This is a genomic window from Idiomarina sp. X4 (genome assembly GCF_002808045.1).
GTDB lineage: Bacteria > Pseudomonadota > Gammaproteobacteria > Enterobacterales > Alteromonadaceae > Idiomarina.
Map to the genome: position 1 here is coordinate 1,967,185 of NZ_CP025000.1, position 19,278 is coordinate 1,986,462.

General features: G+C 47.2%; 23 protein-coding genes and 2 tRNA genes. 13 read left to right on the forward strand and 12 right to left on the reverse strand.

The window, feature by feature from the left end:
• Nucleotides 1-3: 3 nt before the first annotated feature.
• The 6 genes from CWC33_RS09470 (at nt 4) to CWC33_RS09495 (ending at nt 5,504) form a co-directional block, all read left to right on the forward strand.
• Nucleotides 4-873, forward strand: a complete 870-nt coding sequence (locus CWC33_RS09470) for an alpha/beta hydrolase (RefSeq protein WP_100691721.1) — start codon at nt 4-6, stop codon at nt 871-873.
• An 89-nt stretch (nt 874-962) separates the two neighbouring features.
• A complete protein-coding gene (fadD, locus tag CWC33_RS09475; protein WP_100691722.1) occupies nt 963-2,630 on the forward strand; it encodes a long-chain-fatty-acid--CoA ligase FadD in 1,668 nt (555 codons plus the stop codon).
• Nucleotides 2,627-3,796, forward strand: coding sequence for a ribonuclease D (gene rnd, locus CWC33_RS09480; RefSeq protein ID WP_100691723.1), 1,170 nt, complete (start codon nt 2,627-2,629; stop codon nt 3,794-3,796). The genes fadD and rnd overlap by 4 nt, the downstream gene beginning before the upstream one ends.
• A 14-nt stretch (nt 3,797-3,810) precedes the next feature.
• Nucleotides 3,811-4,059: a YcgL domain-containing protein gene (locus CWC33_RS09485; RefSeq protein WP_088767767.1), complete on the forward strand. Its 249-nt coding sequence runs from the start codon at nt 3,811-3,813 to the stop codon at nt 4,057-4,059.
• Nucleotides 4,053-5,045 (forward strand): lytic murein transglycosylase, encoded by a 993-nt coding sequence (locus CWC33_RS09490; RefSeq protein WP_100691724.1) that lies wholly within the window; start codon nt 4,053-4,055, stop codon nt 5,043-5,045. Before CWC33_RS09485 ends, CWC33_RS09490 begins: the two co-directional genes overlap by 7 nt.
• A gap of 27 nt (nt 5,046-5,072) precedes the next feature.
• Nucleotides 5,073-5,504: a YcgN family cysteine cluster protein gene (locus CWC33_RS09495; RefSeq protein WP_100692320.1), complete on the forward strand. Its 432-nt coding sequence runs from the start codon at nt 5,073-5,075 to the stop codon at nt 5,502-5,504.
• 3 nt (nt 5,505-5,507) lie between these two features.
• Here CWC33_RS09495 and dsbB read toward each other — a convergent pair whose 3' ends face one another.
• Entirely contained in the window at nt 5,508-6,053 is a 546-nt protein-coding gene (dsbB, locus tag CWC33_RS09500; RefSeq protein WP_100691725.1) for a disulfide bond formation protein DsbB, read from the reverse strand.
• A gap of 143 nt (nt 6,054-6,196) precedes the next feature.
• Here dsbB and fadR point away from each other — a divergent pair, with 143 nt between their 5' ends.
• Nucleotides 6,197-6,907, forward strand: a complete 711-nt coding sequence (gene fadR / locus CWC33_RS09505) for a fatty acid metabolism transcriptional regulator FadR (RefSeq protein WP_100691726.1) — start codon at nt 6,197-6,199, stop codon at nt 6,905-6,907.
• 112 nt (nt 6,908-7,019) lie between these two features.
• Nucleotides 7,020-7,469, forward strand: a complete 450-nt coding sequence (locus tag CWC33_RS09510) for a TM2 domain-containing protein (RefSeq protein ID WP_100691727.1) — start codon at nt 7,020-7,022, stop codon at nt 7,467-7,469.
• Between the two features lie 162 nt (nt 7,470-7,631).
• Here the strand turns inward: CWC33_RS09510 and CWC33_RS09515 are convergent, their stop codons facing one another.
• Nucleotides 7,632-8,213, reverse strand: a complete 582-nt coding sequence (locus CWC33_RS09515; protein WP_100691728.1) for a superoxide dismutase — start codon at nt 8,211-8,213, stop codon at nt 7,632-7,634.
• Between the two features lie 210 nt (nt 8,214-8,423).
• On the opposite strand from CWC33_RS09515, the gene CWC33_RS09520 reads away from it, so the two are divergent.
• Together CWC33_RS09520 and CWC33_RS09525 are read left to right on the forward strand one after the other, a co-directional pair.
• A complete protein-coding gene (locus CWC33_RS09520; protein WP_088767773.1) occupies nt 8,424-8,762 on the forward strand; it encodes a Grx4 family monothiol glutaredoxin in 339 nt (112 codons plus the stop codon).
• A 123-nt stretch (nt 8,763-8,885) separates the two neighbouring features.
• Nucleotides 8,886-9,491 (forward strand): peroxiredoxin, encoded by a 606-nt coding sequence (locus CWC33_RS09525; RefSeq protein ID WP_088767774.1) that lies wholly within the window; start codon nt 8,886-8,888, stop codon nt 9,489-9,491.
• A gap of 61 nt (nt 9,492-9,552) precedes the next feature.
• Here the strand turns inward: CWC33_RS09525 and rnt are convergent, their stop codons facing one another.
• Nucleotides 9,553-10,191 (reverse strand): ribonuclease T, encoded by a 639-nt coding sequence (gene rnt, locus CWC33_RS09530; protein WP_100691729.1) that lies wholly within the window; start codon nt 10,189-10,191, stop codon nt 9,553-9,555.
• 140 nt (nt 10,192-10,331) lie between these two features.
• On the opposite strand from rnt, the gene CWC33_RS09535 reads away from it, so the two are divergent.
• Complete coding sequence (locus CWC33_RS09535; RefSeq protein WP_100691730.1) at nt 10,332-11,228, forward strand: flagellar protein MotY; 897 nt, start codon at nt 10,332-10,334, stop codon at nt 11,226-11,228.
• Between the two features lie 5 nt (nt 11,229-11,233).
• Here the strand turns inward: CWC33_RS09535 and nth are convergent, their stop codons facing one another.
• The 7 genes from nth to rsxA are packed head-to-tail and all read right to left on the reverse strand — an operon-like array spanning nt 11,234 to nt 17,055.
• The gene (nth, locus tag CWC33_RS09540; RefSeq protein ID WP_100691731.1) at nt 11,234-11,869 is read right to left on the reverse strand and encodes an endonuclease III; all 636 of its coding nucleotides are present in this window, start codon (nt 11,867-11,869) and stop codon (nt 11,234-11,236) included.
• A gap of 9 nt (nt 11,870-11,878) precedes the next feature.
• A complete protein-coding gene (locus CWC33_RS09545) occupies nt 11,879-12,565 on the reverse strand; it encodes an electron transport complex subunit E (protein WP_088767777.1) in 687 nt (228 codons plus the stop codon).
• Nucleotides 12,562-13,203, reverse strand: coding sequence for an electron transport complex subunit RsxG (rsxG, locus tag CWC33_RS09550; RefSeq protein ID WP_100691732.1), 642 nt, complete (start codon nt 13,201-13,203; stop codon nt 12,562-12,564). The genes CWC33_RS09545 and rsxG overlap by 4 nt, the downstream gene beginning before the upstream one ends.
• Complete coding sequence (rsxD, locus tag CWC33_RS09555; RefSeq protein ID WP_100691733.1) at nt 13,200-14,258, reverse strand: electron transport complex subunit RsxD; 1,059 nt, start codon at nt 14,256-14,258, stop codon at nt 13,200-13,202. The genes rsxG and rsxD overlap by 4 nt, the downstream gene beginning before the upstream one ends.
• Nucleotides 14,255-15,895 carry an electron transport complex subunit RsxC gene (gene rsxC / locus CWC33_RS09560; RefSeq protein WP_100691734.1) on the reverse strand — a complete coding sequence of 547 codons (1,641 nt, stop codon included), beginning with the start codon at nt 15,893-15,895 and terminating at the stop codon, nt 14,255-14,257. The genes rsxD and rsxC overlap by 4 nt, the downstream gene beginning before the upstream one ends.
• Nucleotides 15,892-16,473 carry an electron transport complex subunit RsxB gene (rsxB, locus tag CWC33_RS09565; RefSeq protein WP_100691735.1) on the reverse strand — a complete coding sequence of 194 codons (582 nt, stop codon included), beginning with the start codon at nt 16,471-16,473 and terminating at the stop codon, nt 15,892-15,894. The genes rsxC and rsxB overlap by 4 nt, the downstream gene beginning before the upstream one ends.
• Entirely contained in the window at nt 16,474-17,055 is a 582-nt protein-coding gene (rsxA, locus tag CWC33_RS09570) for an electron transport complex subunit RsxA (protein WP_053952646.1), read from the reverse strand. It lies immediately after the preceding gene.
• Between the two features lie 193 nt (nt 17,056-17,248).
• Between rsxA and CWC33_RS09575 the strand changes: the two genes are divergently transcribed.
• A complete protein-coding gene (locus CWC33_RS09575; protein WP_100691736.1) occupies nt 17,249-17,758 on the forward strand; it encodes a phosphatase PAP2 family protein in 510 nt (169 codons plus the stop codon).
• Nucleotides 17,755-18,771 carry a glycosyltransferase family protein gene (locus CWC33_RS09580; RefSeq protein ID WP_100691737.1) on the forward strand — a complete coding sequence of 339 codons (1,017 nt, stop codon included), beginning with the start codon at nt 17,755-17,757 and terminating at the stop codon, nt 18,769-18,771. Before CWC33_RS09575 ends, CWC33_RS09580 begins: the two co-directional genes overlap by 4 nt.
• 29 nt (nt 18,772-18,800) lie before the next feature.
• On the opposite strand, the gene CWC33_RS09585 is transcribed toward CWC33_RS09580, so the two are convergent.
• Together CWC33_RS09585 and CWC33_RS09590 are read right to left on the reverse strand one after the other, a co-directional pair.
• Nucleotides 18,801-18,877: transfer RNA gene (locus CWC33_RS09585), tRNA-Asn, on the reverse strand.
• A 25-nt stretch (nt 18,878-18,902) separates the two neighbouring features.
• A tRNA-Asn gene (locus tag CWC33_RS09590) sits at nt 18,903-18,979 on the reverse strand.
• Between the last annotated feature and the right edge of the window lie 299 nt (nt 18,980-19,278).

Genomic DNA, 19,278 nt, shown 5'->3' on the forward strand with positions numbered 1-19,278 from the left:
TTAATGAGTTTCCGGACAACGGCTGCGCAAGCGACATCAGTCAGCTATGAATTAGAGTGGGGCGTTGTTCGGGGCTTATGCTGGGGCGACCCGAAAAACATAAATACCATTGCGACCCATGGCTGGCTCGATAATTGTCACAGCTTCCTGCCTGTAGCTGAACACTGGAATGATGATGACGCCGGTTTGGTTGCACTTGACTGGGCAGGGCACGGGCACAGTGATCACCGCCCGCTCGGAACCCACTATCACTTTATCGATTACGCCTACGACCTCTGGCAAATTCTTACTCATCATATTGGCAACCCTGTCACCTTATTAGGGCACTCGATGGGGGGCTTTGTCAGTAATGTGGTGTCGTCTCTTTGCCCTGAAAAAGTCGACAAACTGATATTGGTCGAAGCCTTCGGCTTATTGGTTTCTGATGAAACGAACGCCCGCGACCAATTAATAAAAGGCTTTGCCAGTCGTTATAAAAAGCGAAGTGGTCGCTGGCGCGGTTATACGGAGATAGAAACAGCGATTGATGCACGTGCCTCACAAGCCGACTTTTCCAGAGAGCTGGTGGAGCTATTGGTTGATAGAGGTCTGAATAAAGCATCAGAACGTTCTTTTTCTTGGCGCGCAGACCCACGAGTTAAGTCTGTTTCACCGTACCGCTTGCACTCAACGGCGGTCGATGAACTTCTTCAGGGCTTAAACATGCCGGTGACCGTTGTAAGAGGAGATAACGGTCATGAAAACCTGTCTCGAGCTATCGAAAGGTGGCAGCATCACGTTGCTGATCTAAGCTTAATAACACTGAATGGTGGGCATCATGTTCACATGGAACAGCCCGAAAAAATAGCTGAGTTGCTAAAATCAAGCGGTTAGCAGCGCTGTATGACTAGGATTAACTGGTCGGATATGCGAAGATAAAGTGTTAACAAAATAAAATTTAAGAGTGAGAGGCAGAGCCTTTTATGGAAAAGATTTGGCTGAAAAACTACCCAGCGGGTGTTCCGGAAACTATTGACCCGGATCATTTTTCTTCGCTGGTTGATATTCTCGAACAGTCCATCGAGAAGTACGGCGAGAAAACCGCATTCGTAAATATGGACTCAGAGATGAGTTTCAAAGAATTGGGACTAAAATCTCGCGAATTCGCCGCCTACTTGCAAAGTCAGGGTTTGAAAAAAGGCGATGCGGTTGCGGTAATGATGCCAAACCTGTTGCAGTACCCTGTTGCTTTATTCGGTATTTTGCGCGCCGGCATGTCGGTGGTGAACGTAAACCCTTTATACACGCCACGCGAATTAAAGCATCAGCTGACTGACTCTCAGGCAAAAGCGCTGGTTATTTTAGAAAACTTTGCGCACACCTACGCTAAAATAAAAGATGAGGCACCGCTTGACGTGGTTGTGACCACTCAAATTGGTGATCAACTGCCGTTCCCTAAGCGGTTTATCGTCAACTTTGTGGTTAAGCACATTAAACGAATGGTGCCGTATCACAACCTCAAAAATACCATTAGCCTGAATCAGGCAATGGCAAAAGGTGCCCAGACAGAATATCAGCGTCCTGAAGTGACGGGTGACGACATTGCGTTTTTACAGTACACCGGTGGAACCACCGGGGTCGCTAAAGGTGCTATGTTGTCTCATCGCAATATGGTTGCGAACTTAGAGCAGGTTTCCGCATGCATCACGCCAATTATGAGCGATGGTGAGGAAGTGATTATTACTGCGCTACCTCTGTACCATATTTTCGCATTAACGGCGAACTGCCTGACCTTCATTAAGCACGGCGGTAAAAACGTGCTAATTACTAATCCGCGCGACATGCCAAATTTTGTGAAAGAGTTGAATAAGTATCCGTTTTCAATGATCTCAGGGGTTAACACATTATTTAATGGTCTGCTAAACACGAAAGGCTTTAAAGATGTTAACTTCTCTAATCTGAAAGTGGCGCTTGGCGGCGGTATGGCGGTACAAAAAGCCGTTGCGGAAGAATGGGAACGGGTGACTAAATCACGCCTTCTGGAAGGTTATGGTCTTACAGAATGTGCGCCGGTTGTCACGGTTAACCCTTATGATATTGAGCACTACACGGGCAGTATCGGCTTACCGGTTCCTAGTACCGATGTTCGTATCGTTGATCCCGAAACGCGCGAAGAAGTGCCTATGGGTGAGCCTGGTGAACTTGAAGTTAAAGGCCCTCAGGTTATGGTGGGCTATTTGAACCGCCCTGAAGATACGGCTGAGTCCATCAAAGATGGCTGGTTTGCAACAGGTGATATGGCAACGGTTGATGAACGGGGTTATTTTAAAATTGTCGACCGTAAGAAAGATATGATTTTGGTGTCTGGCTTTAACGTCTATCCGAATGAAATTGAAGACGTGTTGGCAGATCATCCGAAAGTACTTGAGTCTGCAGCTATTGGCGTACCACACGAGTCGTCAGGCGAAGTCGTTAAAGTGTTTATTGTGGCAAAAGATAAGTCGTTAACAGAAAGAGAAGTTATCGACTTCTCGCGCGAGAATATGACTGCCTATAAAGTGCCCAAGCTAGTCGAGTTTCGTGACGAGCTACCGAAATCGAATGTTGGCAAAATCTTGCGCAAAGAGCTACGTGATGAGGAAAACTCTTGACGCAGCTTGAACTTCCGGAGTCGGTGCGTCAGTACCGGCTCATCTCTTCTACCGATGAATTAGCCGATTTCTGCTCTAAAGCTCGTCAGGCGGGTTGGTTTGCAATCGACTCTGAGTTTGTGCGAGAACGGACTTTTTACGCGAATCTTGGACTGTTACAGATGCATGCTGGCGGTGACACGGTTATCGTGGATCCGTTGGCTGATATTAATTTAGAGCCAGTATGGTCGCTTATTTCTTCGGATAGCATTGAAACCGTTCTGCACGCCGGTGGGGAAGACATTGAGCTGTTTTTCTATGAAAGTGGCGGTGCTCAACCAAGCCGTGTGTTTGATAGCCAAATAGCTGCCGGGTTTTGTGGTATTGGTGAGTCCATGGGCTATGCTCGCTTAGTCAGCGATCTATTTGATAATGTGGAGCTCGACAAAAGCCTCTCCCGCACAAACTGGTTAAAACGGCCTTTAAGCCCTGAACAACTGGATTACGCTGCCGCTGATGCCAGCTATCTGGCTGTTATGTATCCTTATTTGAAAGCACTTTGCGAAGAAAAGGGCTGTTTGGATATCGTCTACGAAGAATCGGTACTTCAAGTTCGTAAGCGAACGACTCGCATTCCTGACGATCTCTTATATTTGCAAGTGGGTAATGCCTGGCAACTCAATGGTGAGCAGTTAGCGGTTTTACAAAAGTTGGCCAGTTGGCGGTTCAACAAGGCTAGAAAGAAAAACATTCCATTAGGCTTTATCGCTAAAGACGGCGCATTGTTAGAACTGGCCAGACGCAAACCCAAATCACAAAGCGATCTAAATCACATTCGTGACTTACCGCCGTTATCAAAAAAGTATTCCGGCAATGAAATGATTACAGTCATTAGAAAAGCCGAAGAGCAGGCGACTTCTAAATCGCTGAAGCCCTTAAGCCGGTTGGACGATATGCCGGGCTACAAGGAGACGTTTAAAGCGATAAAGCAAAAAGTCACCGAGCTCGCTGAGTCACTTGATGTGCCTGTATCATTAGTGGCATCACGAAAACAAATAAATGACCTGATTAATTTTTTCTGGCAGTACTCGCCGCAGCAACAGGAACGTCTGCCGCAACCAGACTTACTGACGGGTTGGCGAAATGCAGCAATTGGGGCAGAATTAAGAGCTATTGTAACGTCATAGCGTCGGAGACACTTATGTTGTGCGATGTGTATCGCAGTTCCCGCAAAGCGGATACCTATATTTACCTTCCTCATGGCGAAGATTTTAGTGAATTACCGGATGCGCTTGTGCAAAGCTTCGGTAAAGCTGAAAAAATATTGACCATAAATTTAACCACTCGTGAACAACTGGCGCGCTTGAGCGTCAAAGAGTTAACTGAACGACTTGATAACGATGGTTTTTATCTGCAGCTTCCACCTAAGCAAGAGGATATTTCATGTTAAAAAAATTAGTTAGCCGTGCATTAATTGGAGTTTTGGCCTTGGTCAGCATGAGTGTCTCTGCGCAGGATGAGAATGTCGAGAAGAAGTTTTCTGACTACGTGGAAGCATTGAAAGACGAAGCTCGAAGCAATGACTATAGCGACGAGACCCTGGAAAAAGCGTTTGCTAATGTGAAGTATTATCAACGTGCGGTAGAGCTTGATAAAAACCAGCCAGAATTTAAATTGACGTTGGATACTTACCTGCCAAGAGCGGTTCCAGAGTGGAAAGCCAAAAAGGCGCAAGAAAAGTATGAAGAGCATAAAGAGCTGCTTGAAAAAGTAGGCAAAGAATACGGTGTCCAGCCTCGCTTTATTGTTGCGTTGTGGGGGATTGAAACAAATTTTGGTTCATATACAGGTGGTTTCGATGTTGTGTCGGCATTGACGACGCTGGCGTTTGACGGACGGCGTGAAGCATTTTTCAAAAAACAATTATGGCACGCGTTAACGATTATCCAGGATGGACACATTGCCCCGGAAAAAATGCAGGGCTCCTGGGCAGGCGCCATGGGGCAGACTCAGTTTATGCCAAGCTCGTTTATGAATTATGCGGTCGATTATGACGGTGATGGGCGTAAAGACATTTGGGGAAGCTATCCGGATGTGTTTGCTTCTGCCGCTAACTATTTGAGCTCGGTGGGCTGGCGCGACGATGTTACCTGGGGCCGCCAGGTGCAACTGCCAGAAGGGTTTGATACTTCTCTGTCGGGACTGGACACGAAGAAAAAGCTAAGCGAATGGGGTGACTTAGGCGTGACCCGATATGACGGCTCAAAGCTTCCGCAGAGGGACGATATTAAAGCGTCTGTGGTCATTCCGGATGACAAAGAAGGGCGAGTGTACCTGGCTTACGCGAATTACGATGCGTTAATGCGTTGGAATCGCTCGCATTACTTTGTGGCTGCGGTGGGATACTTGTCCGATCGCATCCGCTTTCCTCGGTAGTCATCGAAGCTGCATATGGGCAGTTTAATGACTTGGTACGAAAAGCCGCTGCAGGAGCTGACCGCATCCGAGTGGGAGGCTCTCTGTGATGGTTGCGGCCAGTGTTGCGTCAACCAACTGCTTGATGAGGAAGACAACCTTTACTCTACGGACGTTGCTTGTCAGTTGCTCGATACCGAAACAGCACGCTGTACCGATTATGCAAACCGGAGTCAGCGTGTGCCCGCCTGTGTGACGTTAACGCCAAAAAACATTGAGGATGTTTACTTCATGCCTGCGACTTGTGCGTATCGGTTGAGGGCGCAAGGACAGCCGTTGCCCAGATGGCATCCGTTAAAGCATAACGGTAGCAAAGAGCCGATGAAAAGAGCCGGCTATTGTGTTGCCGGCCAATGTATCAGCGAACGAAAATACAGTGGCGACCTGGAGGACAGAATCGTTACCTGGCCGCTCAACTAAGATCTATTTATGGTAAAGCACTAAGCCTTTACGCTTTTTAAATAAGCCAATGAAGTGGGCTAGCGTGACAATAACACCTAAGAGCAGTAACCCACCAAATATCCATGTCATCCAGCCGGGCATTCCCATTCCAAGCCACTGCCAGTCAATATCACCGCATAAGCCTGGTGCAGCAAACAACCCAGGAAACCACTCATGCAGCGGCGCCCAGCCTGGAAAGTCTGGCGCGCTTTCGCATACGGCGAAAAAGGCGTTCTTAGACGTTTGTAAGTCCCAGTGGTCGTAAGCAATACGCAACCCTTCAAAGCTGCTGTATAACCAACCGACTAGCGCTACCCAACGCAATAACGCATAACCTGACCCGATGAGTCCAATAATGGCAGAAAGGGCAATGCCAACAACGGCCATGCGCTGATAAACACACTTGACGCAAGGTTCAAGACCTAATACAGCCTGAAAGTACAGTGCGGCTCCTAAAAGTGCGGCACACCCCAGAAAAAGAAGAAGCCAGGCAAACGGTTTGGTCGGCCACTGACCAATAGACAGCATCACTCTATTCCTTAAGAAAGTGTAAAAACGATGAAACCATACCCAAATGCTTCGTGAATGTCGATATAAAGGCAGAAGTTATCTTGTCCGACCTCGTATAAGACTGCTAGAATCACTCTATCATTCAGCATTTGGGCGGGAAAATGATTATAAAAGCCAAAAGTCCGGCGGGATTTGCCGAAGAGTATATCGTTAAGTCTATTTGGAACGGGCATTTTGCGCCAGGAACCATTTTACCCGCAGAACGTGAATTATCGGAACTAATTGGCGTTACTAGAACGACGTTACGGGAAGTTTTGCAACGCTTGGCTCGTGATGGTTGGTTGACCATTCAACATGGTAAGCCGACAAAAGTGAATAATTTCTGGGAAACTTCCGGGTTAAATATACTGGAAACCTTAGCTCGCCTTGATGAAGATGGCATGCCAGAGTTGGTTGATCAACTCTTATCTGCCCGTACCAATATTAGTGCTATTTATATCCGCGCAGCCATTCGTCATAACCCAGGCCGCGTCATTGAGTTGATAGAAGCAGCGAAAGAGCTTGAGGACGATGAAAAGAGCTTCGCAGAGTTTGACTATCAGCTAAACCACGACTTAGCCATGGCGTCCGGAAACCCGATTTATGTATTGGTGTTAAACGGATTTAAAGGTCTGTATTCACGAATCGGTCAGTACTACTTTTCTTCACCTGAGGCCCGCCAACTGGCACGCGATTATTATGAAAATTTAGTGAACTGCGCCAAAGAGGGCGACTATAACGAATCGGTCAACCTGGTGCGCCGCTACGGCTATGAATCTGCGGAAATATGGCACAGTTTACGAGGCGACATGCCCAATAACCTAGTCGAATAAAGCGCCGGAAAGGCGCTTTTTTTATGATCTTAATTTTTGCGTTGCTTAGCTATTTACAATTCTATAACCTATTAGCTGATACCGACCTAATAGCTAAAAGGAAAATAAGAAAATGAAGGGATCAGTACTAGATTTTGACGAGGGCAACCGTAGCGGCATTATCTCTGGTGAAGATGGTAATCGTTATACTCTCGATATTTCAGAATGGAAAGGAAACCAGTTGCCGAAAGTGGGTGCGAAAGTCGATTTTGCAGTGACCGGTGACAAAGCTGAAGCGGTTTACCCAGACTCCGCTGCCTCAAGTACTAGCACATCGTCGAAGAAAATTGCCGCCGCTGTCTTGGCCTTTTTCTTAGGTGCTTTTGGTGCGCATAAATTCTATCTGGGATACACCAAAGAAGGCGTTATTATGCTGTTGGTGTTCTTGTTTGGATTTATTCTTTTAGGCTTTCCGTCGATTATTATTGGCATTATTGCATTCGTCGAATTTATTATTTATATCGTTAAGCCTGACGATGAATTCGAGGAAACCTATGTTCAGGGGCATCGTCCTTGGTTTTAAAAGGGCATCGTCCTTGGTTCTAAAAGGGCATCGTCCTTGGTTCTAAAAGGGCATCGTCCTTGGTTCTAAAAGGGCATCGTCCTTGGCTTTAAAATTGAATTTGAACAATAAAAAAGGCGCCAGAGGCGCCTTTTTGTTTTGTATTTGTAAAACTCAGAACTATTAACCTAAGTTTTTGTTCACAAAGTCCCAGTTCACCAACTTCCAGAATGCTTCCAGGTAGTTAGGGCGAGAGTTGCGATAATCAATGTAGTAGGCGTGTTCCCATACGTCGACAGTTAATAGAGCTTCAACACCATCGTGTGCAACTGGAGTGTCTGCATCATCGGTGTTCAGGATATCAACAGAGCCGTCAGATTTTTTCACTAGCCAAGTCCAGCCTGAGCCAAAGTTGCCTGCTGCGCTTGCGTTGAATTCTTCCTGAAATTTTTCGAAAGAACCCCATTTGTCGTTGATAGCGTCAGCAATAGCGCCAGTTGGAGCGCCACCACCATTTGGGCTCAAACAGTTCCAGTAAAACGTGTGGTTCCAGACTTGAGCAGCGTTATTAAACAAGCCACCTTTTTCTGACTTAATGATGTCTTCTAACGACTTACTTTCAAGGTCAGTACCTTTGACGGCATCGTTCAGTTTGTTGACGTAAGTCGCGTGGTGCTTGCCATAGTGATACTCTAAAGTCTCTTCTGAGATATGAGGCGCTAATGCGTTTTTCTCATAAGGAAGAGCGGGTAGTTCAAATGCCATAGTCTCTCTCCGTAGTTTTTCTTTTAAGGCAACTTAGTATCTGGCGACACGTATTTATAATCGCCAGAAGACGAATTTTATTCTTGTATCTACGTTATATAGGGTTGGTTAGATTGCTTTTCAAGGAAATCTTTCAATTTAGGCAAATCTTTTCTGCTGTGCTAGAATACTTGAGTGTTTTAATCAACCATTATGTAGAGCAGAGGTGTTATGGAAACGGTTGACAGAATTAAGCAACAAATCGAAGAAAATCCCATTTTGTTATACATGAAAGGCTCGCCGAAACTGCCAAGCTGTGGCTTTTCGTCACAGGCATCACAGGCTCTTATGGGATGTGGCCAGGCGTTTGCTTATGTGGATATTTTGCAGAACCCGGATATTCGTGCGGAACTGCCAAAGTACGCAAACTGGCCAACCTTCCCACAGCTTTGGGTTGAAGGTGAATTAGTCGGTGGTTGTGATATTATCATTGAGATGTTCCAAAATGGTGAATTGCAGCAGCTGATTACAGAGGTAGCAGAGCGCCACCCGGAACCGTCAGCAGAGTAAATCAGCTGAACAAATAGTAAGCAATCGGTCAAAAGTTTTGACAGAGCCCTTGTTTTTAACTTGGTCTATCCCCATTACCGATTGTGAAGGTTTCATTTACTTTAACTGAAATGGAGAGAATCAATGTCTGTATTAGTAGGTCGTAAAGCACCTGATTTTACTGCAGCAGCGGTACTTGGCTCAGGTGAAATTGTTGAAGATTTCAAACTGTCTGACCATATCAAAGGCAAAAAAGCAGTTATTTTCTTCTACCCACTGGACTTCACTTTCGTATGTCCTTCTGAGCTAATCGCTTTTGACAAGCGTTTAGAAGAATTCAATAAGCGTGGCGTAGAAGTTATCGGTGTTTCTATCGATTCTCAGTTCACGCACAACGCATGGCGTAACACCTCAACTGACGACGGTGGTATCGGTCAGGTGAAATACCCATTGGTTGCTGACGTACGTCACAGCATCTGTAAAGCGTATGACGTTGAGCACCCAGAAGCAGGCGTTGCGTTCCGTGGTTCATTCCTGATCGACGAAGACGGTATGGTTCGTCACCAGGTTGTTAACGACTTACCATTAGGTCGTAACATCGACGAAATGCTGCGTATGGTTGACGCATTGAACTTCCATCAGAAGCACGGTGAAGTTTGCCCCGCAGGTTGGGAAGAAGGTAAAGAAGGCATGAAAGACAACCCTGAAGGTGTTGCTTCTTACCTGTCTAAAAACGCTGACAAACTATAAGCGTTTAATGATAGTAAAAAGTCGCTCTTCGGAGCGACTTTTTTGTTTTACGTTTCTAAAGTTAGTCACTAGAAGCCAGTGGCCAGCCTCCTAAATCTTTCCAACGGTTGACCATCCAGCAGAATAACTCTGCCGTACGCTCTGTGTCATAAAGAGCGGAGTGAGCCTGTTTCCCATCAAACTCAATTCCGGCAGCCTGGCAAGCTTTTATTAGTACCGTTTGCCCTAAAGTCAGAGCGGCCAAAGACGTGGTGTCAAAGCTTACAAAGGGGTGAAACGGGTTACGTTTTAAATTGGCCCGTTCAGCCGCAGCCATGACAAAACTATGGTCAAAGTTCGAGTTATGACCGACCAAAACAGAGCGCTGACAACCCGCCGCTTTTTGCGCTTTTCTAATGGGTTTAAACAGTTCGCGTAATGCCTCTGACTCTGGGACTGCGCCGCGCAGGGGACTGTCTGGATCAATGCCGTTAAAATCGATAGCCGCTTGTTCTATGTTGGCGCCTTCAAAAGGTTCGACGTTATAATGCACTGAATCAACCGGCTTTAACGTGCCGTCGCTGTCAAAGTCCAGCAGTACCGCCGCTATTTCTAAAAGGGCATCTGTTTTTGCGTTAAAACCCGCAGTTTCAACGTCAACAACGACCGGCATATAGCCACGAAACCGTTTCTTCATTAGCGACTCAGAAGTGTCAGACATAAAGACCCTTTAGTTATTTAAGTGGTTATCTCAATTGGCGCCTATTATGCCAAAGATATATCGACAATGCTGAGAGAAACGCTAAAGCGCGGCGAATAAATGCCGATAAAAGCGTATTCGAACTTTGAACCGGAGTGCCTATGAAAAACTGGCTGATGTTAACTGCGGCTGCAGCGTCTGTATTGCTGGCCACGAGCCAGGCAAACGCCAATGCAGTTAGGCATTACAGCGCTGATCTTGATAGCTCGTCGTGGCAGCTAAGTGAAGATACTCGCCTGGAATGTGCGTTAGAGCATGAAATTCCGCGCTACGGTAAAGTTCGCTTTCAAAGCGAAGCAAGTAAACAGCTCAACTTGCGTATGAAAATGGACATGAGAAAGTTGCCTGACAGCTATGGTGTCTCGGTGATTGAATCTGTGCCACCTCGCTGGCGTCCGGGTGAAGCAAGTTACCAAATTGGCTCTATGCAGCTTTATAAGCAGTTTAATGGCGAGTTACAAAAGCAATTAGCCTGGACACTGTTGAGCGAACTGGAAAAAGGCCGGTATCCGACGTTTTTCTACGACGACTGGTATAACAACCGTGATCAGGTGGCTGTGTCGTTGTCCTCGGTGAATTTCCGCAATAAATATGATGACTTCTTAAGTTGTGTCAATGCGTTACTCCCGTTTAGCTTTGAAGATATTGCCTACACAGTGTTGAATCATGAAGATGGCAGTGAAAAACTGACCGTATCGTCACAGCGTAAGCTAAAGCAAATTAGCGATTACTTGAAAGTCGACAATGATCTTGACCTTGTCCTTGTTGATGCTTACACCGATTCGCTCGGCGCGCGGGGACCAAACCAAGAGCTGACAGAGCAGCGTGCCGAAGAAATACAGACGTTTTTTGTTGAGCGTGGTATAGCGGCTGATCGGATAAAAACGGTTGGTCACGGTGAGGATCGACCGATTAAGTCAAATGACAACGAGATTAACCGACAGTTAAATCGCCGGGTTATCGTACAGCTCGCAAAACCCTCAGGGATTGAGCTTTAACAGGCTCAATCGCTGGTTTTGTCTTTAAACTCGCACAAGTCTTCAATAATACACGAGCCACAACGGGGTTTCCTGGCAATACAAGTGTAGCGACCGTGTAGGATAAGCCAATGGTGTACGTCGACTTTAAACTCCTTTGGCACCACTTTTATCAGTTTTTCTTCCACTTCTTTCACGTTCTTCCCTGGTGCCAATTTGGTTCGATTAGAAACGCGGAAGATGTGCGTATCAACGGCAATGGTTGGCCAGCCGAACGCGGTATTTAAAACGACATTAGCCGTTTTACGTCCAACCCCCGGCAGAGCTTCCAATGCGGCTCTGTCTTCCGGCACTTTACCACCGTACTGCTCCACCAGAATTTTACAGGTCTTGTAGGCATTTTCGGCTTTCGAGTTAAACAAACCAATGGTTTTTATGTACTCTTTTATCCCCTCAACCCCCAGGGCCAGCATGTCCTCAGCCGTTGGAGCGGCCGGAAATAGCTTACGTGTTGCTTTATTAACCCCGACATCGGTTGCCTGAGCAGACAATAATACGGCGATAAGTAGCTGGAACGGCGTTTCATATTCCAACTCTGTGGTTGGGTTTGGATTATTGTCGCGAAGACGGCTTAAAATTTCGTAGCGCTTATTTTTATTCATAAGTAGTTGTTATTGTTGTGCGGTTACGCGGGCGCGGGTGACGGTTTTCTTCTCTGCTCGCTCGGCTTTTATAGCATCAATTCGGTTTTTCAGGGCAATGATAAAGCCCATGCCAATAAAGGCGCCTGGCGGCAATATGGCGAGCAGAAGCGGATAGTCAACGGTGAATAACTCAATTCGTAATTGGGCCGCCCAGTCCCCAAGTAGCAGTTCAGCACCGTCGAACAATGTGCCATTACCAATAATTTCACGCATAGCGCCAAGCAGCATTAGTACCAGTGCAAAACCGATCCCCATCATCAACCCGTCGAACGCCGCTTTCTGCCAAGGGTTCTTAGAGGCGTAAGCTTCAGCACGGCCGATAATGGCGCAGTTTGTAACAATAAGCGGAATAAAAATACCGAGCGACTGGTACAGCTCGAACACATAAGCGTTCATTAGCAGTTGAATAACGGTCACAAAGGTAGCAATAACCATAACAAAGACTGGAATACGTATTTCCTGAGGCACGAAGCTACGCACCAGTGAAACGGTCACATTAGAGCCAATAAGAACGAACAGTGTGGCTAAGCCAAGTCCCATCGCATTGGTTACAGAGGCGGTGACCGCCAGCAACGGGCATAGCCCCAGTAATTGTACCAGCGCTGGGTTGTTGTCCCAAAGTCCTTGCCAAGTCAGTTCTTTGTACTCGTTCATTGTGCGGCCTCCTGACAGCGCTGAAGCTCAGCATTGAATAATGTGCCTGCGTTTTCTTCTAAATAGAGTGTGGCTCGTTTAACAGCGCCAACCACCGCACGCGGTGTAATGGTTGCGCCTGTGAATTGATCAAACATGCCACCATCGCGTTTTACCGCCCAGCGATCATCGTCTTGGGATTTCACTCGTTTGCCTGAAAACGACGTAATCCAGTCGTTTTTCTCTATTTCTATTTTGTCGCCAAGCCCTGGTGTTTCCTGGTGGCGCAATGTTCTGACACCAAGTAACTCCCCTGAGGGCTTTAACGCGACTAATAAACGAATGGCCCCGGAATAACCGTCGGGGGCAACAATTTCGGCGGCTAATGCGGTGGGTTCATCGTTAACCCAGGCTCGATACATTGGGTGCGGTTCGTTGCTGCCAAGAGCGGCATGAGTCAGCAGACGACAGGACTCATACAGATCGTTGTCGTGCATAGCGGGCGGAATAAGCTGATTCAAAGTGCGCAGTACCTGAGCTTGTTGTTGTTGCGCTATTTTATCTTTAGTGAGCACTTGTACGCCCACCACTAAAGCCGTGGCAATCACTGCGAAGGCAGCCAATATCAGGCCGTTTTTCTGCATACTATTAATGGTCATTTGCGCTCTCCGTGACCATACACGGTTGGTCTTGTATAACGATCAATAATAGGCACACACATGTTGGCTAACAGCACAGCAAATGCAACGCCGTCGGGGTAGCCCCCCCAACTACGAATAATAAACACCAGCAAACCGATTAATAGACCAAAAACCACTCGGCCTCGGTTTGATGTGGCTGCTGATACCGGATCGGTTGCAATGAAAAATGCGCCTAGCATGGTTGCACCGCTCAGTGCATGGACGATAGGACCCGCCATTAAGTCCGGTGCGAACAGGTAAGCAAAAAAGGCCGGCACGCACAGCCCAGCGATAACGCCGACAGGAATGTGCCAGCTAATAATACGTTGCTGTATGAGTAACAAGCCACCAATGAGAAAGCCAAGGTTAACCCATTGCCAGCCTGCTCCTGCTAAGAAACTAAACTGTGGTTTGTCATATATCTCGGTTAGGGTGAAACCCTGGGTTAGTCCGGTTTTTATAGCATCTAATGGCGTCGCCATAGTAACGCCGTCAATACCGGCTCGCAGTTGTTCGACGCTGTAACCCGCCGGCGTATATTCAAACAGTATGGTGTGTAGCGTCTGCCAAAGCGTGAGTGAATGCTCACCTATTGTCGATGGCGGTAGCCAGTTGGTCATTTGTACCGGAAAAGAGACTAGCAATAAAACGTAACCCGCCATCGCCGGATTAAACAGGTTTTGTCCCATGCCACCGTATACGTGCTTCACAACAACAATAGCAAACAGCGTACCGATAACAATGATCCACCAGGGTGCTAAAGGCGGAATACTAATGGCCAATAAAATAGCCGTAACCAAGGCTGTGTTATCGCGCAGGGCTGACATGGCAGGGCGGTCACGCGCGATAATGCAGGCCGATTCAGCGAGCAACGCGGTAATGACTGCCAGAACGATTTGAAACCAAACACCGAAGCCAAAGAAGTAGCTTTGTATCAAGACGCCCGGCACGAGCGCATAACAGACCCAGCGCATCATGCTGCTGGTGCTGTGCTGGCTATGTCCGTGAGGCGATGATGCTATTTTAAAACTCATGACTCATTTCCTTTCGCTGAGCTATTTTCTTCATCGGCTTTTTGTGCCTGGGCGGCCTTTTTAGCTTTAGCGCGGGCGATAGCGGCTGCAACTGCCGCCGATTTGCCGCCTGACTCCGGCTTTTCTTTACTGTCCGAACTTGGCGTCTCGGCTTTTTCAGCCTGAGTTTTTTTACGCGCCTCGGCTGCTTTTCTATGACGCTCCAAACGCTCCTGTTTTTCACGTTCTAAACGTTCTTGGCGCGCTTCAAAACGCTGACGCGCATGCTCAGCTTTGGCTTTTTCCCGGGCAATGTTGCGTATCTCTGCTTTCGCTTTACGATAATAATGCACTAATGGAATTTCGCTGGGGCAAACATAGGCACACGCGCCGCACTCTATGCAGTCAAACAAGTTCTGCTCGTCTAACGCATCGTAGTCTTTTGCTTTGGCCAATAATTGCAGTTGCTGAGGTTGTAGGGTTGCAGGGCAGGCATCGGCGCAGGCACCGCAACGAATGCAGGCCAGTTCAGGTCCGGGGGCAGGAAGCTCTTCCTCTGTCGGCGCTAAAACACAGTTAGTGGTTTTTATTACCGGAACTTCAATGCTCGGTAGTGTAAAACCCATCATTGGTCCACCCATAATCACGCGTTGTTTGGTTTGGGCGGTAAACCCTGACTCTTTCAACAAGTGCTCAATGGGAGTCCCTAACAATGCCCAGACATTGCGTTTCTTCGCAATAGCGTCGCCGGTCATCGTCACAACACGCTCCAGTAATGGTTCACCATGAATAATAGCGCGTTTGACGGCATAAGCGGTGCCAACATTTTGCATGAGAAAACCGATATCCATTGGCAACTTACCACTGGGAACCTGCTCACCGGTGAGCAGTTCAATAAGCTGTTTTTCGCCACCCGAAGGGTATTTGGTTGGTACAACTTTCAATGCTATTTGTGAATCGTCCCCAATAGCAGCGAGAATAGCATCAATAGCCTTGGGCTTATTATTTTCTATGGCAAAAAGCACAGAGTCACAATGGGTGATGTACTGCAGAATTTTTACACCCGCAACAATATCGTCTGCGTATGCCTGCATGAGTCCGTCGTCTGCAGCAATATAAGGCTCGCACTCAACGCCATTAATAATGAGATGACGTAAAGGCTTTTGTTGTGCCAGTTTTTGTGCGGTTGGGAAACCAGCCCCACCCAAACCTGCGATGCCGGCTTGTTGAATCAGTTCAAGTAAGCGAGAAACCTCAACTTCCCGGTAGTCCGGGATGGTGTGTTTATTGCCCCAGCGATCTTCGCCGTCGGGCTTTATTACAATGGCAAGTTCGGGTAGACCCGACGCATGTGCCGTTGGGCGTTCTTCAATCGCATGAATAATACCGGACGTCGGGGCGTGTAGAGGTAGCCCCAAGCTCAAACTGGCCTCGGTTAGCTGCTGACCTTTATCAACTCTCTGGCCGGGCTCAACCAGTAAATTACCCGATGGGCCAATGTGTTGACGTACCGGTAGTATTAACTCGTCAGGTAAAGGCAGTGAACGTATGGAGTTGTTGCACGCCGGCGCTTTTCTCTCCGGAGGGTGTATGCCACCAGGGAAGTGTCCAGAGACGTTACTCGATACATAAATGGTGTTGTTATCTGAATGGCTCATTCAACCACCTTCACCGGAATGCTGTTCTTTTTGATGTTTCCTTTAACTGTATCGAGGTCCCATTGCCAGGTTTCCGGACTAGCCTTCACGGCGACCATGTCGATGCAGTCGACTGGGCAAGGTCCAACACATAAGTCGCAGCCTGTGCATTCGTGCTCAATAACGGTGTGCATTTGTTTGGCGGCACCTAGAATAGCGTCGACCGGGCAAGCTTGAATACACTTGGTGCAGCCAATGCATTCGTCTTCACGAATGACGGCCACCTTTTTTACGTCCTCTTCACCGTGGGCTGAGTCTAACGGTTTCGCCTCAACGCCCATTAAATCGGCTAACTGTTTTATGGTCGCCTCGCCACCGGGAGGGCACTTATTAATATCGTCACCGTTTGCAATGGCTTCTGCGTATGGACGACAGCCGGGATAGCCGCATTGACCACACTGGGTTTGTGGAAGAATTTCGTCGATTTGGTCAACGATAGGGTCACTTTCCACCTTAAACTTCACCGCCGCAAAGCCCAGAATAACGCCGAATATCAGCGCTAGAATACCAAGTGTAATTACCGCTCCCAATACACTCATTTAACTGCTCACTAATCCGCTGAAGCCCATAAAGGCGAGAGACATAAGGCCGGCTGTTATCATCGCAACCGCAGATCCTTTAAACGTGACTGGTACGTCGGCTGCAGCCAGACGTTCGCGCAAGGCTGAGAAAAGAATAAGAACCAAAGAAAAGCCAATGGCAGCGCCCAGTCCATAAACAATTGACTGAACAAAGTTGTGCTGCTCATTAATATTCAACAAAGCCACACCCAATACCGCGCAGTTGGTTGTGATTAACGGCAAAAATATGCCCAGCAAACGGTACAAAGTTGGGCTGGTTTTATGCACGACCATTTCAGTGAACTGAACCACGACCGCAATCACCAAAATAAAGCTCAGCGTTTGCAGTGACATAAGCCCCAACGGCTCAAGTAAATACTCATTCACCAAATAACTGCAAACCGACGCCAGCGTTAGTACGAAAGTAGTTGCAGCGGACATGCCAATAGCGGTGTCGAGTTTATTGGACACACCCATAAATGGGCACAAGCCAAGAAACTTAACGAGCACAAAGTTATTTACCAATACTGTGCCAATTAATAGCAGCAAATAGTCGGTCATTGAGCAGTCCGCAACAGTGAAAAAATAAAGAGGGCATATTATCGGTGTTTTGTGGCTTATAAACAACCGCCTTTGGGCGGGGTTTATCGGTGAATATCGGTAAATTGTCACTTTATTGTCACGCTAACGCATAAAAAACGTCATAAATGGCTGGCAAAGTGGCTGCAGCTGGGGTTAAAACGGTATAAAAGCCATGGTACTGCTCAGTTATTTACAGCGTTTCGATACCTACTGCTATTGTTTGTTTTCAGGCATAAGAGGGCGTCCAGTTGCCGGACGATTCGCGGTCTGGGTTTCGCGTTCAGGTGATGGCTATGCATACTTTGCTATCGCACTGAGCAGCGTTTTACTGCATGACTCTGGAACCGCGTATTTCAAACATTTATTGCTCGCTTTTCTCATTGAACTGCCCATTTACTGGCTATTAAAAAGCAGCTTCAAACGCCGCCGCCCTTGCGACTTAGGCTTATCACTGGCTGCGTTGATCGTCGCTTCTGATAGATTCAGTTTTCCATCCGGGCACACCGCAGCAGCCTTTATATTCGCAGGCGTAACCGGGATCCACTTTCCCGAGTTTGGCTTTCTTTGCTACATGTGGGCGTCAGCCATTGGCCTCTCACGGATCATTGTGGGTGTGCATTTTCCTTCGGATATTGTAGCCGGTGCTTTGCTTGCTATGTTGATTTGGGAGCTGGTGCTATGAGAATTCTTTACGGCATTCAAGGTACAGGGAACGGACACTTGTCCAGAAGCCATACCCTGGCAGGGTACTTAAAACAACGGCCTGTTGACGTTGACTACCTGATTTCCGGGCGCGGAAATACCGGGGTATTTGATATGGATGTTTTTGGCGCTTATCAGAGCTTCGGCGGGTTGTCTTTTGTCACTGAAAATGGCGCGTTGAAACGTCGAAAAACGGTCCTATCGAATAATTGGAAACAATTTTATCAGGATGTTAAGGCGTTGGATGTGACATCGTACGACGTGGTTATTACCGACTATGAGCCTATTAGTGCCTGGGCAGCGAAACGCGCAGGAGTTCGTTGTATTGGCTTAGGGCGTCAGTACGCATTTCTTGAACCCGATCTTTATAAAACACTGAGTTTGTGGCAACGCCAAATTATTAAGCAATTTGCACCGTGCACCACACCCGTTGGTATGCATTGGGTCGAATGCGGCAATGCGATACCTCCAGTCGTTAAAGAGTCAAGTGACGACTGTGAGGGCGGCTTAGCACAACGAATTGTTGTGTACTTGCCTTTTGAGGATCCTGAAGTGATCATTAATGCGCTTTACCCTCTGGATGATTATGAGTTCTCAGTCTTTCATCCCAAGTTAACGCGGTGCAGTTATGGACATATTGAATGCTTTGCGCCGTCCAGGAAACAGTTTTCAGGGCACTTTGGCCGGGCATCAGCGGTTATCTCAAATGCAGGCTTTGAAACGAGTTGTGAAGCGTTAAGAGAAGGGAAGGCGCTCATCATTAAGCCTCTGGTTGGTCAATTTGAGCAACAGAAGAATGCTGAAATACTAGCGCGAAAAGGGCTGGCGACGGTTTTGACAAGCGTGAATTGTGTTTCAATTGAGCAGGCGCTAAAGAGCCGTCAAAGCACCCACATACAATGGCCTAACGTTGCGAAACATTTGGCGAATTGGATAACTGATGGTGCAAAGGAGTCGGTTCGGGACTTAAGTAAAAGACTTTGGGGGATTTAGCGAATCTTAGGAAAGCGTTCTTTGAAACTTGGCTCCCCAGGTTGGATTCGAACCAACGACACATGGATTAACAGTCCACCGCTCTAACCAACTGAGCTACTGGGGAATAGATAAGTTCTGTAAACGTTGCTTGGCTCCCCAGGTTGGATTCGAACCAACGACACATGGATTAACAGTCCACCGCTCTAACCAACTGAGCTACTGGGGAACAACGTTTAACGGCTGCGAATATTAAAGCTACTGTCTTAGACTGTCAACTGTTCCATCAAGGTTTTTTAGGGAAATGGACTCGTCTGCTGAAAAACTCAACAATTTAGGAAAATAGTCTAAATTGTTCGAAACAACTGTCTATACCTCGCTGTTAACAATGTCAAGCTTTGGTCATAATCACGGCTATAACATTAGGTATAATCCGATCGCTGATGTGATTATCCACAGATCACTGAATTGCCCGTTGGTTAAAGGCTGTAGGATCTTATCCACGGATTCTGTGGATAACCCTGTGTT